General features: G+C 49.4%; 5 protein-coding genes and 5 pseudogenes. 5 read left to right on the top strand and 5 right to left on the bottom strand.

From position 1 onward, the window contains the following. Positions 1-33: 33 nt before the first annotated feature. Both pepN and ABDK09_15250 read right to left on the bottom strand, forming a co-directional pair. On the bottom strand, positions 34-2640 hold the full coding sequence (gene pepN / locus ABDK09_15255) for an aminopeptidase N (protein XAW90684.1): 2607 nt from the start codon (positions 2638-2640) through the stop codon (positions 34-36). Positions 2641-2956: 316 nt separating this feature from the next. Then, on the bottom strand, positions 2957-3631 hold the full coding sequence (locus tag ABDK09_15250; protein XAW90754.1) for a hypothetical protein: 675 nt from the start codon (positions 3629-3631) through the stop codon (positions 2957-2959). 207 nt (positions 3632-3838) lie between these two features. Between ABDK09_15250 and ABDK09_15245 the strand changes: the two are divergent. Beyond that, a pseudogene (locus ABDK09_15245) lies at positions 3839-4670 on the top strand (HDOD domain-containing protein). Positions 4671-4842: 172 nt separating this feature from the next. On the opposite strand, the pseudogene prc reads toward ABDK09_15245, so the two are convergent. The 3 genes and pseudogenes from prc to ABDK09_15230 form a co-directional block, all read right to left on the bottom strand. After that, positions 4843-6844, bottom strand: a pseudogene (gene prc, locus ABDK09_15240) (carboxy terminal-processing peptidase). Positions 6845-6861: 17 nt separating this feature from the next. Further along, entirely contained in the window at positions 6862-7485 is a 624-nt protein-coding gene (proQ, locus tag ABDK09_15235; protein ID XAW90683.1) for an RNA chaperone ProQ, read from the bottom strand. A gap of 99 nt (positions 7486-7584) precedes the next feature. Beyond that, positions 7585-8058, bottom strand: a complete 474-nt coding sequence (locus tag ABDK09_15230; GenBank protein ID XAW90682.1) for a GAF domain-containing protein — start codon at positions 8056-8058, stop codon at positions 7585-7587. A gap of 86 nt (positions 8059-8144) precedes the next feature. Between ABDK09_15230 and ABDK09_15225 the strand changes: the two genes are divergently transcribed. The 4 genes and pseudogenes from ABDK09_15225 to rsmF all read left to right on the top strand — a co-directional run bounded on the left by ABDK09_15225 (position 8145) and on the right by rsmF (position 15550). Continuing rightward, positions 8145-9941, top strand: a complete 1797-nt coding sequence (locus ABDK09_15225) for an ABC transporter ATP-binding protein (GenBank protein XAW90681.1) — start codon at positions 8145-8147, stop codon at positions 9939-9941. Positions 9942-10052: 111 nt separating this feature from the next. Then, positions 10053-11310 (top strand): annotated as a pseudogene (locus ABDK09_15220) (paraquat-inducible protein A). Then, positions 11303-13940 (top strand): annotated as a pseudogene (locus ABDK09_15215) (MlaD family protein). The pseudogenes ABDK09_15220 and ABDK09_15215 overlap by 8 nt, the downstream one beginning before the upstream one ends. Positions 13941-14124: 184 nt before the next feature. After that, positions 14125-15550, top strand: a pseudogene (rsmF, locus tag ABDK09_15210) (16S rRNA (cytosine(1407)-C(5))-methyltransferase RsmF). Positions 15551-15807: the final 257 nt, after the last annotated feature.

Below are 15807 nucleotides of genomic sequence, written 5' to 3'. Positions count from 1 at the left end.
GCCAGTGCGTTAGTGACTGATCCAGCGCTTTACTTACTGTTCCAGTGCTTTAGTGACCTTCTCGTACAGATCACGCGCCAGGTTATCCATCGCTTTCAACCCTTCCAGCTCAGCTTTGATTAATGCCTGACGCTGTTCATCATAACGACGGAATTTTAGTAACGGGTCGATAAGACGTGAAGCGACCTGCGGATTGCTGCTGTTCATTTCACGCAGAATCTCACCGGCAAAGCGGTAGCCTTCGCCGCTCTTAGCATGGAAACGCACCGGGTTCATGTTAAGGAACGAGCCAATCAGGCTGCGGATCCGGTTCGGGTTCTTCATGCTGAACGCTTCATGGCTCATGGTGGCTTTGATCACTTCAAGCGCGTTGTCTGCCGGGTTACAACCTTGCAGCGCAAACCATTTATCCATCACCAGACCATCGTGTTTCCATTTGGCGCTGTAATCCGCCATCAGGGTTTCACGACACGCCAGGCCGGCGCTGTTGGCGGCGGCCATCGCAGCCATGGTATCGGTCATGTTGTTGGCTTGCTGATATTGCGCTTCAGCCAGCGTATTACCCTGCTCAGTAAAGGCCAGATACGCCAGACACGTATTGCGCAGTGCACGGCGACCAATCGCGGCATGCTCAATCGAGTACTCTGTTTGTTTGAGTACATGATAGGTCGCGCTGAACTCATCCTGCATTTCTGTTGCCAGAATCACTTTCAGTGCTTTCAGTACGTTCGCAATCGCATCAACATCAACGCGCTTGTACCAACCCGACACTTCATTATGGCCAGGCAGAGACAGCATTTCGGCCACAAACGCCGGCTCTAGCTCATCACTGAGCAGAACACCACGGAACGCATCCACAACTGACTCTGGCAGAGTGACGTTGTCACCATTTTGGACACGCTCGACGTTAGCGCGAATGTATTTCGCCAGCAGCATCTGGCCGGCATCCCAGCGGGCAAACTCATTGCTGGCGTGAACCATCAGGAAGGTCAGCTCGTCATCACTGTATTGGTAGTTCAGTTTAACCGGGGCGGAAAACTCACGCAGCAAAGACGGAATTGGCTGCTCTTGCACATTTTCAAACACAAAGGTCTGTTTGGCCTGTTTCACATCCAGGACATGACCAACCGGCTTTCCGTTACATTGTAACGGGATAACACGGCCATCTTGTGCATACAATTCAACATCGAATGGAATATGCAGCGGCTGCTTCTCTTTTTGATCCTGAGTGGGCTCAGTGACCTGATCTACCGTCAGGGTGTAAGTCTGCGCAGCGGCATCATACTCACTGCTGACCGTCAGTTCCGGTGTACCGGACTGGCTATACCACAAACGGAATTGCTTGAGGTCCACGCCAGACGCATCTTCCATCGCCGAGACGAAATCTTCACAGGTGGCTGCGGTACCGTCATGACGTTCAAAGTACAGTTTCATCCCTTTCTGGAAGCCTTCCTCACCCAGCAAGGTGTGCATCATGCGAATCACTTCGCTGCCCTTTTCGTAAACAGTCAGGGTGTAGAAGTTGTTCATTTCAATCACTTGATCCGGACGAATCGGATGTGACATCGGGCTGGCGTCTTCCGCAAACTGCGGGCCACGAATAATACGTACGTTGTTAATGCGGTTTACTGCCCGTGAGCCAAGATCAGACGAGAACTCCTGATCGCGGAACACCGTCAGACCTTCTTTCAGGCTGAGCTGGAACCAGTCACGACAGGTGACGCGGTTACCAGTCCAGTTATGGAAATATTCATGGCCGATAACCGCTTCAATACCCAGATAATCGGTATCGGTTGCGGTCTGCTCATTAGCCAGTACGTATTTAGAGTTAAACACGTTCAGGCCTTTGTTCTCCATCGCGCCCATGTTAAAGAAGTCAACCGCGACCACCATGTAGATATCCAGATCGTACTCAAGGCAGAAACGCTCTTCATCCCATTTCATCGCGTTGATGAGTGACACCATCGCGTGATTAGCACGATCCAGGTTACCTTTGTCGACAAAGATTTCCAGCGCTACGTTGCGACCGGACTGGGTGGTGTACTGGTCACGCAGCACGTCAAAATCACCGGCCACAAGCGCAAACAGGTAAGCGGGTTTTGGATGCGGATCTTGCCACTTAACCCAATGACGACCGTTGTCACTGCTGCCCTCAGCAATTTTATTACCATTGCTGAGCAGGAACGGATACTGCGCCTGGTCTGCTATCACTGTGGTGGTGTATTTAGCCAGCACGTCCGGACGGTCGAGATAATACGTAATACGGCGGAAACCTTCGGCTTCACACTGAGTACAGAAAGCACCTCCGGATTTGTACAAACCCTCCAGTGCACTGTTCGCTTCAGGATTGATTAGCGTAACAATCGTCAGTTCGCATTCCGCCGGTAGCGAGCGAATTTCTAAACCAGCTTCCAGCAAGGTGTAATCCTGCCAGTCAGCGCCATTCACTTGTAGCGCTTTTAATTCCAGTCCTTCTCCATCCAGTGTCAGTGTCGTTGTCTGACCCATTTGTTTGACTTGAGACACCGCGGTCACTGTCGTTGCGGTATCATGCAGATCAAACGTCAATGCGATATCAGTAATGGTATGAGAAGGCTCTTTATAATCGGTACGATATTTGGCCTGTGGATTTTGAGCCATGGTCGGAATCCTTTTGACGTAATAAGATGTGACTAATTGAGGGGCAAGAAACGCGGGTTAAGCAATGCACTATCAACCCTGAAAACAAGTGTAACTGCCCGTAACGATATCGATCTTAGGCTTGTCAGCGCCAATAACAACCCCCTCAATGCAAAAACGAGGTATTTTCACCAAATACCTCGTTCTATTCAGGCCAATCGCTGTCCGGATGCTTTATTTTTAGTCACTCGCTTTATGCTTAGTCAACCCTGTTCAGTCAACCCTGTATAGTCCGCTTAACCGCATCATTACGAAGCAAAGTATCTCCAGAGCTACCTTATCTGACCCTGTCCAGCACAGCGTAGACAGAGCCATTTTCCACTTCCAGCGTCAGTTGATCATGATTCAGGGTAAACTGGGTATCGTGTTCACCATCTTCAAACATCAGCACAAGATGATCACCTTCCGTATAAAACACGCCCTGATGGAGAGCTTCACCCCCGTTGCTGCCGCTGGCCCGAAACAAAAATACGAAATCTGGCTGGAGAATTAAATCAATACTTTGCAGGTCCCCGGCCGACAAATCATTACCGGATAACGAAGTACTCGACCAAATCCCGGCCAGAGAGTTGGACAAGGCTTTAGTAAACAGCACCCCATTCAGATGAAGCAGATTATGACTGCTTTTATACTGGTAAACTTGCGGTTCGTCAGAGTTAAGACCGAGAATAATGGTATCGTTACTGGCCGAATACAGACCTTCCCAGTGGTCGACACTGTAGTCTTTCTTCTGGATATCAATCGAAAAAGTGTAGTCAGATTCAAAATTGAGCCGAATGGCCAGGTAGTTCTCTTTTGATTCCTGTGGATTAGGATTAATCAGGTACCAGTCACCGAGCAAAAACGGTTGGTCAAACTGAGTTAAATCCCGGGTGTCTGAATCGCGCACGCTAAAGGCTGAGCCAGAAAACAACAAGCTCAGACAAGCGATCATTATCGCTAACCATTTCATCACGCTTCCCCTCACTTAAAAATTTACTTTTCTTTAAGCTTAGGATCGCTACAGTAATAACGCGAAATTATTTGATATCAATCACAATAACAGCCAGATTCAATACTTTACCGACCGTTTTATTCATTAGGTAACCCGTATGATTTTGTCTTTGTGGCAATTCGTCAACTATAGTCATGAAATCCTATGTATAAGGAGCGGTTGCCCATGAATCAAGTTGCGTTAATTTCCAGACTGAATGAATTACCACGCATTAACAGTTTGTTGCATGAATTGCTCGATATGGTGAATCAAAGCGATATCGATTTCAGTACACTATCGCGCAAGATGTCGATGGATCAGGTACTCAGTGCCCGTTTGCTGCGCATGGCTAATTCTGCTTATTTTGGTGGTAATAAAACCATTTCCAACGTCAATGATGCTGTGATCAGAGTCGGATCCGAACCGGTCAAAACACTGGTGATCGCTTCCGTTTCTTTCCAGTGCATTTCCTCATATCACCACATTAAATATTGAAGAGTACTGGTTTGATACTTTTGAAGTTGCCGTCATCGCCAACAAACTGAGTTCTAAGGTCGGTGTTGACCCAAATCTCGCCTTTACAACCGGTATTTTACACAACATCGGCGAACTGATGATTCATACTCTGGTTCCGGAGTTGGCTGCTCAGATTAACCAGAGAGTCGCTGCCGGCGAAGATATCTACAGCGTGCAGGAAGAACTACTCGATGTCAGCTCTCCGACTCTCGGCGCCAGGCTGGCAAAAAGCTGGAAGTTTCCGCCAGAGATGGTCGATGCAATCGAAAACTTTGATCAACCCAGAGATGCGGAGATCTCGCCAAAACTCGCTGGCGTGATTCATTTGGCCCGGGCAATCAACCAGCAGTGGGATGGTTTCAGCAGCGAAGACCAAAAAATGAGTTTTCTCGCACTTCATCCGGATGCCAAACTGCTTGGCGCACCCAGCACTTTCTATCAGAACATAGATAAAGCGCGTGGCAGCGGTGTGGAGCTGGCAAAGCAAATGCTAAATATTTAACGATTAGGCTGTGTAGGTTATGACGGCCAAAAGATAAAGCGGATTGCAGCATATACAGAAGCGCCTGCCTCAGACAAATGCGGCCGATTCAGCCAGACAGGTTCAACCAGGCAGATCCAACAAAGAAAAAGCGGACTCGAAAGCCCGCTTTTCATTTTCTTGTCACCGTCGATTAAGACTTTTTAATCATGTCTACCATGATGGAGACAGATTCGTCCAGATATGCATCCGGCGCTTCATAGTCCTTTGGCACATCTTCGAGTTTCTTGTATTCCGCTTTACCCATCGCTTTCTGGCGAATGTTGATGCGGTCAAGGCGTTCCTGATCCGCTTGTTCACTCTCCTGCTTACGTACTTTTTCATTCAAAGACAAACTGTTATCGTCTTTTTCAGCTTTGTACTTAGCGATATCTTGTTGGATAAAACCAAACTCGCGATCGGTCGCGATACGCTTCTGGTGCTGTGCATTAAGCGCTTCAATCTGCTTATGGAAATCATGTAACGGGCTGTATTTTGCCTGATCAATGCTATCCCATGGCAGCGCGTTATCTTCCACACTCTCACCGGTATCTGCAGCGTCGATAGCGGTCGGGAACGCAATGTCCGGAATCACACCTTTGTTCTGGGTACTACCGCCATCAATACGGTAGAACTTCTGAATAGTGTACTGAACGTAGCCCAACTCTTTATCGAACAAATCATAGATATGATTGAGCGAACGATGCTGTTGCACCGTGCCTTTACCATAAGAGTTTTCACCCAGGATAATCGCACGACCGTAATCCTGCATCGCCGCGGCAAAAATCTCAGAAGCGGACGCGCTGTAACGGTTAATCAGAACCGTCATCGGGCCGCTATAGCTGATTTTACCGTCGGTATCGCTGTTTACGTTGACCCGGCCGTAACTATCACGAACCTGCACAACCGGCCCGCTGGTGATAAACAGCCCGGACAATGCGGTTGCTTCGGTCAATGCGCCGCCGCCGTTATTACGTAAATCGACGATGATGCCGTCCACATTTTTCTCTTTCAGCTCAGCGATCAACTTGTCCGTATCCTGAGACAGACCAACGTAGAAACTCGGAACTTCAAGCACCCCGATTTTCTCACCGTCTTTGTCGATGATCTTCGATTTCACCGCACGGTCTTCCAGACGAATTTTATCTCGAACAATTGTGACAACGTGACTTTTTGCTTCTTTACCTTCCGGCAAAATCTGCAGCTTCACCTTAGTGCCTTTCGGCCCTTTGATAAGCTCCACCACATCGTCCAGACGCCAACCGATGACGTCAACCATCTCTTCGCCGTCCTGACCGACACCGATAATGCGGTCACCTTCACCCAACTGTTTACTGTTGGAAGCCGGGCCACCAGCCACCAGCGAACGAATCACTGTGTAGTCATCGGTCATTTGCAGCACAGCGCCTATGCCTTCCAGAGAAAGATTCATCTCTGACTGGAACTGCTCTGCATTGCGTGGTGAAAGATAACTGGTGTGCGGATCAACCTGACGGGCAAACGCATTCATGTACAACTGAAACACGTCTTCACTGTGGGTCTGAGTCAGACGTTTAATCGCGTTGTTATAACGTTTTTCCAGCGTCTCTTTGATCTCAGGCCAGGTCTTACCTGCCAGTTTCAGATTGAGTGCATCGTATTTGACACGCTTACGCCACAAATCGTCGATTTCTGCCTGATCTTTCGGCCACGCCTCTTTCGAGCGATCTAGCTCAATGGACTCATCGCCATCAAACTTGATTTCGTTATCGAGCAGAGACAGTGCGTACTGAAAACGCGCAAAGCGTTTCTCCATCGATAAGTTATACAAGTCAAACGCGATCTGGTTATCGCCCGCTTTCAGCTGGTCATCAAGTTCGACTGACCAGTCTTTGAACGAATCAATATCCGCTTGAGTAAACAAGTTGCGGTTGTAGTCCAACATCTCAAGATAGCGTTCAAAAATTGCTTTAGAGAAACTGATCGTCAAGAGTGAAATGCTTGTAGTGAGAACGAGTAAATCTGGATGTGACTCGTTTGCTCGCCGTTTCATGCTGAACTTCTGGAGCAAGAAGAGGAAGGTCTTCTTTATGGAGTTTGGCTTCGAGAGCCTGAGCTGAAGAAGCTGCCAGCCAGAGGCCAGCAGCGATCAGAGTTAATTTTGAACGGCATTTCATGCGTAGGAGATTCTCCTTTATGCGCGCAGGTGCTCCGCTTTCACAACCATTTGCAGGCCGTTGCCGAGTTGAACACGCACATCTTCCTTATTGATTTCAACAATGGTCGCAGCCATGTTGCCTTTACCCATGTTCACGTTCACTTCTTTACCGACATTCAGTTCATCAGCATTCAGAGCACGTGTCTCTACTGGTTTTTTGTCCGCTTTTGGTGCTTTAGACTGAGGGCGACGTGCCTGAGGCTTCTTCGCCTTAGGTTTTGCTTTCGCATCATCACGAGCCTGTTTAGCCTGCTCTTTACGACGAGCTTCTACACGAGCCTTGCTCTCTGCTAACGCGGCTTTCGCGTGTTCTACATGTTGCTCTTCTAGTTCACCACATGCATTACCATCGAGATCGACACGAACCGCACCAGCTTTAACGCCGTGCAGGTAACGCCAAGATGACGTGTACTGTCTTAACGCTGCACGAAGTTGAGTTTTGCTTACTTTAGGGTCATCGCTGAGACGATCAGCAAGATCTTGAAAAATACCAATTTTAAGAGGCTGTGCCTCACCTTCTAAAGTAAAGCATTTAGGGAAACATTCAGCAATGTACGCAATTACTTCTTTGCTGTTTTTTAACTTTTCAGTGTTTTCCATGAGGATTCCTGGTTATTGCGGCTGGTCCGCGAAGCATTAAATTCAAATATTTCGGTATTATAGTGACCTGAATACGAAAAACCACAGGCAAAAACTAAATTATGCCTTGTTCGCGTGTGAATTAAGCAGCTTTTCTACTTCAGTCATCAAAAACGTGAGTCCTTCTTCATCAGTTTCAGAAAAACGACCAATACTTGGGCTATCAATATCAAGCACGCCGGCGACTTTACCATCAATAGAGAATGGAATTACAATCTCTGAGTTGCTCGCCGCGTCACAAGCAATGTGACCTTCAAAGGCGTGAACATCGTAAACACGTTGTACAGTGTTAGTTTCAACGGCAGTTCCGCACACACCACGGCCAACAGGAATACGAACACAAGCTGGCTTGCCCTGGAACGGACCAAGTACCAGTTCGTCGCCACGCATGATATAGAAGCCTACCCAGTTAAGGTCTTCCAGTTCCATGTTTAGCAAAGCGCTTAAATTCGACAAGTTGGCGATAAGGTCTGGTTCTGACTCCAGTAACGCAACAGCTTGCTTGGTTAAGCGGTGGTAATGTTCTATTTTCATAATAACTTCCGGTGGAAAAATAAAGACTTCATTTAAGGTTCTACGTAGAATCACACCACAGATAAATAGGATGCATTCTCACTACAATGACGTATACCAGTGACACTATTAGCCGTTCTTGGCTCATAACTCAAGTGAAAAGACATAAGTCTAAGTTGTTGTACGCAAATGCGATTGCGATTGTCGCAACTTTAATCAGCGTACCCATTCCTTTGCTTATGCCCTTAATGGTGGATGAAGTTCTGCTTAACCAGCCATCGACCGGTATTGAGCTGATGAACCAATTCTTACCAGACGGTTGGCAGACCGCCACCGGATACATCATGTTTACCCTGCTGCTGGTGGTGCTGATGCGCGCGGCCAGTCAACTGCTCAATATACTGCAAAACCGCCAGTTTACTCTGGTTTCCAAGACCATCACGTTCCACATGCGCAGCAAGATGATCGATAAATTGGGGCGGATTAGCATAAAACAATATGAAACCAAGGGCAGCGGCGGTATAAACGCACATTTAATCACCGATATTGAAACGATCGACCAATTTATCGGCACTACGCTGAGTAAATTCCTGATCAGCCTGCTCACAGTGCTGGGTACTGCTATTGTGCTTTTATGGCTCGAATGGCGTCTGGGCCTGTTTATTCTGCTGGTTAACCCGATCGTCATTTACTTCTCCCGTATGCTGGGCAATAAGGTAAAACACCTTAAACGACGCGAGAACCAGGCGTTTGAGCGCTTTCAAAACCGTTTAGTTGAAACCCTGGATGGTATTTACCAGCTTCGAGCGGCCAATAAAGAGCGGGAATTTCTCGCCCAACTCACCAAACAGGCCGATGACGTTCGCCGCCATGCCGACAAATATGCCTGGCAGTCAGAAGCGGCCGGTCGCCTCTCCTTCCTGCTGTTTCTCCTTGGCTTTGAACTGTTCCGTGCGGTCGCGATGCTGATGGTCGTATTCAGCGACCTGACAATAGGCCAGATATTTGCGGTGTTTGGCTATCTGTGGTTTATGCTCGGCCCGGTTCAGGAACTGCTCGGCGTGCAGTTTTCCTGGTACAGCGCGAAAGCAGCCTTAAAACGCATCAACGATTTGCTTGAACTCGAAGAAGAACATCGCCCGCCAAGCAAGGTCAACCCGTTCAACGAAGAGCGTGAAGTTGACGTGACTGTCTCGCACGTCGACTTTACCTATGATGGTGAGCACAAAGTGCTCGACGATTTAACCCTGACCATCCCTGCCGGTAAAAAAGTCGCCCTGGTGGGTGCCAGCGGCGGTGGTAAATCGACTCTGATTCAGCTGCTGATCGGCGTCTACCGGCAAAATTCGGGCGAAATTCGTTATAACGGCGAAACCTGTGATGACATCAGCTTTGATGTTATTCGGGAACAAATTGCGGTCGTGATTCAACAACCTGTACTTTTTAATGATACTTTGAGGCATAATCTGACCCTGGGCAGCGATTATGATGAGTTATCGCTGTGGCGCGCACTGGATATCGCCCAGATGCAGGACGTGATCAGCAAACTCAATCACGGTCTCGATACTCAGATTGGCCGTAACGGTATTCGACTCTCTGGCGGCCAGCGTCAGCGTCTCGCAATAGCGCGTATGGTTCTGAGTAATCCGAAATTCGTCATTCTTGATGAAGCCACCTCTGCCCTGGACACCGCAACCGAAGCGGCTCTGCATAAAGCTTTAACCGAGTTTTTGAAAGGCCGGACAACCCTGATTGTCGCTCATCGCCTGTCAGCGGTTAAGCAAGCGGATCTTATCTACGTTCTGGAGGACGGGCATGTCACTCAGTCCGGCACCCATGGAGAACTGGTTGAACAAGAAGGTTTGTATCAGACGCTATATGGTTCTATTCAATCACAAGCTTAGTCAAAACGGCGTTCTTGCAGGTCAGCAACAGACTGACTTGCAAGGCATTACAACATGTTACGCCGTCACCATCGTTCACTCAGAGCGATGCACACGGTCGGGAACCGACCGATGAAAATCAAGTCACTGACCCAGCATAATACCGACAGCCGGACCATCCGGCTGTGTCAGGGCTGTGAGTTACCAGTTGACGTGGTGGATATCCAACATGGCCGCAGTGCCTATTGTCCGCGCTGTGGTACTCAACTTTATCGTGGCGGCAGTCCGTCTTTATCAGGCAATCTGGCGATTGCCATCACCTGTTTACTGCTGTTTATTCCGTCCCAGTTGTTTGACTTTATCAGCATCCGCCTGGTCGGCGTAATGATTCCGGCTTCATTGCCGGCGGGCATCGTCGCCATGTTTGAAGAAGGTTATGGTGTATTAGCTGTGCTGGTACTGTTTTGCAGCACTCTGGCGCCGCTACTGGTTTGTGGTTTCTGTGGTCACGGCTCATCTCGCCCTGCGCAAGCGCTGGTTTCAACTGCTGCGCTATTCGCTGGCGATGATTCACCATCTGAAATCATGGTCTATGATTGATGTTTTCCTGATTAGCATCGCAGTCTCCTGCTTCAAGCTGAAAGACTTTTCTGACATCTTCGTCGGCCCGGCTTTATATAGCCTGGTATTACTGCAACTGTTTACAGTATTGCTGATCAGCCGCATCAGTGTGCGTCGTTATTGGGAAGCCTGGCAGCCGGAAATTGAATACCCGCTGCATAATAAACAGATACACTGCCATAACTGCCATCTGTCCCAGTGTGAATCGAGTCACTGTGTACGCTGTCACCATGCCCTGCACCATCGTCGCCCGCGTTCCATTGAGCGTACCTGGGCGTATGTTATTGCGGCAGCGGTCGCGATTATTCCGGCCAATATCATTCCGATTTCGATATTGCTGACCAATGGTCAGCGCCTGGAAGACACGATATTTTCCGGCGTCGCTTCGCTGATTAACAGCGGCATGATCGGCATTGCGGTGATCATTTTCGTTGCCAGTATCGTGGTACCGGTGGCAAAAATTGTCGGATTGATTTATCTGCTGCTGGCCATCCGTTTTAAGCGCCAGGTGTTTCACCGCCAGCGTATGACCATCTACTACGCTATCAAATGGATAGGTAAATGGTCCGTGATGGACCTGTTTGTGATTTCAATTATGCTGACCCTGGTGGATCGCGGACAGCTGTTGAATTTTACCCCCGGTTACGGCGCTGTGGCGTTTGGTATGGTTGTGGTACTGACCATGCTGGCCGCAGAGAGCCTGGATCCGCGCTTAATTTGGGATAATAACCCAAACGCAGTTTCAAACAATGAGTCTAAAGATGAGTAAAGAACAGTCGACCCAACCCTCATACTCACCAGATATTCGTCGTAATAAAGGAATATCACCGTTATGGATTCTGCCCATACTGACCATGATTTTGGCAGGCTGGCTGGTGGTGAAAGCCATTCATGATGCCGGAGACCAAATACAGATTTACTTCGCCGATGCCCAGGGGCTGGTATCCGGACGAACCACGATTCGTTATCAGGGTCTGGAAGTCGGTATGGTGCGTGACATCAAGCTTTCGGCAGATTTATCCAACATCTACGTCGAAGCCGATATTTATCCGGAAGCAACCCGCCTGCTCTCTTCTGAAACCCGTTTCTGGCTGGTGAAACCAACCGCGAGTTTATCCGGTGTCTCCGGGCTCGATGCGCTGGTTTCCGGTAACTATATCGCCATTCAACCCGGCAATGACGTCGAGGGCGATGGCGACCATCCGAATGAGTACCGCGCGCTGGACTCTGCCCCGTCCGATTTACTCGCCGATAGCGGCCTGACCGTTTCACTCCGGGCAGCAGATTTAGGCGGCATTTCGGTAGGCTCGCAGATCGTCTACAAAAAGATCCCGATTGGTGAAGTGTACAGCTACCAGTTGGACGACCAGTCGAAGTCCGTCATTATCCAGGCGTCTATCCAGGAACAATATCGTCACATCATCACCTCTGAAAGCCGATTCTGGAACGTCAGTGGTGTCGGAGCCAAAATTGGTTTCAATGGCGTTGATGTCCATCTGGAAAGCCTGAGTGCCTTAATTGGCGGCTCTATCGCGGTTGATTCACCGGACGGCGGTGAGCCCGTTGAGCAAAATACCCAGTTCAGACTCTATAAAGATCTGCAGACGGCCGGCCGCGGGATCCCGGTGACCATCAATCTGCCTGACAACAACAACATCAACCCGTCCGGTTCACCAATCATGTACCGCGGAATTGAAATTGGCCAGATCACCAACCTGCAGCTTAAAGATGAGCACATTGTCGCATCCGCCGCGATTCAGCCAGCCTTCAGCGATCTGCTGACCAGCGGCAGTCACTTTATCCTGGAAGAGGCAAAAGTATCGCTGTCCGGTGTCAAAAACCTCGCCAACCTGGTCAAAGGCAACTACCTGACTCTGGTACCGGGTGAAGGCACCAGAGCACGTAAGTTTACCGCTATCCATCAGGTGGAATTTGACCAGCAGCAGTCAAAATCAATTTCTGTTTCCCTGTATGCCGACAGCTCATTTGGCCTTGATACCAATACCCAGATACTCTATCGCGGCGTACCTGTGGGAACGGTTACGGATGTTGAGCTAACCGAAGATAAAGTGCAATTCACTCTGCTGATCGACGAACAGTATGCACATCTGATTCGCTCGCGCAGCCGCTTTTACGTCACCGGTTCGGCCAATGCCGAGCTGACCGAATCCGGTCTGAGTGTCTCAATTCCACCTGCCAAACAACTGCTGACCGGCTCAATCAGCTTCGTCAGCGAAGGCAGTGAGAAAATTGAGGACAGCTATCGTCTGTATCAAAGTCGTTTCTCTGGCTGAAATCGCCAAATATAACCAGTCCGGTTCGCAAAAACTGACGCTGTTTGCGCAGGAACTACCGCCCGTCAGCGCCGGCAGCCCGCTGCTGTACCGCAATATGAAGGTCGGTGCGGTCTCTGACTTTAAACTGACCCGGGACGGAGTGCAGATCGAAGCAACGATAGAAAATCAGTACAAACACCTGCTGACTTCCCAAACTGTCTTCTGGAACCGCTCCGGTGTTGAGATGGACGCCTCTCTGTCCGGTATTAAAGTTAAAGCCGCGCCTCTGCAGACCCTGCTAAAAGGCGGCATTGCCTTCGATAATATTAAGGGCATAGAGAATAAAGTAGGCAAATTGTGGAAGCTCTATCCTGATTACCAGCAGGCACAAAAATATGGCGAAAAGATTGAACTGACCGCGAGCGGAGACACAGGTATTTCCGTTGGCACAGCACTGAAATACAACGGCGTCCAAGTGGGTGAAATCACCCAGGTGATTCCGGATTTTGCCTCAGATGATATTGTGCTTAAAGCGCGTATTCAGCCAGACTATGCGCCTTACATTGCCCGCAGCGGCTCAGTATTCTGGGTTGCACAGGCCAAAGTCGGCCTCAAAGGTGTATCTAATCTGCAAAACCTGCTGACTAAATCGATCGAGGTTAAGCCTGGTCAGGGAGCGGCAAGCAAACGCTTTGCGCTGGCCGCAATTCCTTACCAGCCACCGGGCCGTATCTTTACGCTGCAGAGTGAAAGCCGCGGTTCAGTTGATGTCGGTACGCCGGTGTTGTACCGGGAAATGGAAGTTGGCCGGGTAACCGAAGTTAAATTAGGCAACCTTGCCGATCGGGTTATCTCAACCATTGAAATTGATGCCCAGTATGCCTATCTGGTACGGGAAAACAGCGTATTCTGGAACACCTCCGGCCTGGATGTCTCCATCGGTCTGACGGGTGCCGACATTAAAGCAGGCACCGTGGACAGCCTGTTACGTGGTGGTATTACCTTCTCCACGCCGGAGCAGAAACAACTGGCTCCTGCCGCGGGCAAAGGACAGACATTCTATCTCTATCCGCAGGCACAAAAAGAGTGGACCAGCTGGCGCCCCGCCATTCCGAAACCTTAGGGTTCGATTCGTTCAACCATTTTGCGACAAAATTCGCTAAGTCATTTTGTAATCCGAAAAGGCAGCATTACGCTGCCTTTTTCTTCGCCTGGTCCTTATGCGTAGCGCAATCTTCACAGACGCTCGCATCAGGCATCACCTTAGGTATATAATTCGGCTCCAAATTCCAGACTGAGACCCTGTTTTGCACTCGAATATCGCATTACCTGAAGAATTTCTCTCCACTATCGCCGAGATCCTGCCACCGTCCCTGAACATGGAGGATTTCGTTGCGGCCTGTCAACGCCCGCTGCGCAAAAGTATCCGGGTGAACACGCTGAAAATCAGTGTGGATTCCTTTGTGCAACGTGCACAGGAAAAAGGCTGGTCACTGGAGCCGGTTTCCCTGGTGTGATACCGGGTTCTGGATTGAAGCCGATGAAAGCGTGGTTCCGCTCGGTAATACGGCAGAGCACATGGCCGGCTTGTTCTATATTCAGGAAGCCAGCTCTATGATGCCGGTTTCAGCGCTGTTCACCGACGCACAGGACGAGTTTAATGCAGTGCTGGATATGGCTGCAGCACCAGGTTCCAAAACAACACAGATTGCCGCACTGATGAATAATCAGGGCATATTGGTTGCCAATGAATTTTCCGCCAGCCGGGTTAAGGTACTGCACGCTAATATCGAGCGCTGTGGTATTCGCAACGCCGCGTTAAGTAACTTCGACGGCCGCGTATTTGGGGGTTGGCTGCCGGAGCAGTTTGGTGCCGTATTAATTGATGCCCCGTGTTCAGGTGAAGGCACCATACGTAAAGATGCCGATGCGATGAAAAACTGGAGCAAAGCCTCGGTGTTGTCGATCGCAGAGACACAAAAAGATCTGATAGAGAGTGCGTTTCAGGCCCTGAAACCGGGCGGTGTGCTAGTTTATTCCACCTGTACCCTGAGCACAGAAGAGAACCAACAGGTATGCTGGCATCTCAAAAACACTTATGGTGATGCCGTTCAGTTTGAGCGTCTTGATAAACTGTTCAGCGACGCCGACAAAGCCATCACTGCTGAAGGTTTCTTGCATATCTTCCCGCAGGTGTATGACTGTGAAGGCTTCTTTGTGGCTCGGATCAGAAAACTGGCCGCGGTTGAAGCACCGGCGGTTAAAAAACGCCTGGGTAAATTCCCGTTTGAGAAAGCAAGTAACAAAGTCAGCGCCGACATCACCCGTCAACTACAAGATGCACTGGGTATCACCCTGCCGACAGCAAACAGTGTCTGGCTGCGCGATAACGATGTGTGGTTATTCCCGGATGCACTGGAGCCGATGCTGGGCGAACTGAGATTTTCCCGTATGGGCATTAAAATCGCCGAAGCCCATAAAAAGGGCTATCGCTGGCAGCATCAGGTTGCCACCACGCTGGCGACAGGCAATGAAACCCAGTCTGTCCAACTGACCACTGCAGAGGCCCGTGAATGGTATATGGGCCGTGATGTTCGCCCTGAGAATCAAAGTGGTCAGGGTGAAGTCATTGTCTGTTACGGTAACGATGTGATTGGCTTAGGAAAATGGGTCGGTAACCGGGTCAAAAATGGTCTGCCACGGGAGCTGGTCAGAGATAAAAACTTATTCTGACCGGTAAACATCAGCACAATATTCTGCGGTATTAGCGCGAAAAACTGAGTCTGTACTACACTTAACGTAAAGTAGTCCTGACGTTTGTTCAGCAGTTTCAGACTCGATAACTAGCGCAGGCTCTGCGGAGCCATTCCCCTGGGCCCAAACGCCTTACGTTTCGGGCCTCTTTTTTTCTGATTGAGTTGATCGGCTGCGTGTACTGGCCAACTGATTTAAACCAGGCAGCTGATTAAACTGCCCAACAAATTATGCGA

The organism is Vibrio sp. CDRSL-10 TSBA, from assembly GCA_039696685.1.
Classification (GTDB): Bacteria; Pseudomonadota; Gammaproteobacteria; order Enterobacterales; family Vibrionaceae; genus Vibrio.
This window is presented reverse-complemented; position numbering and strand designations above follow the sequence as displayed.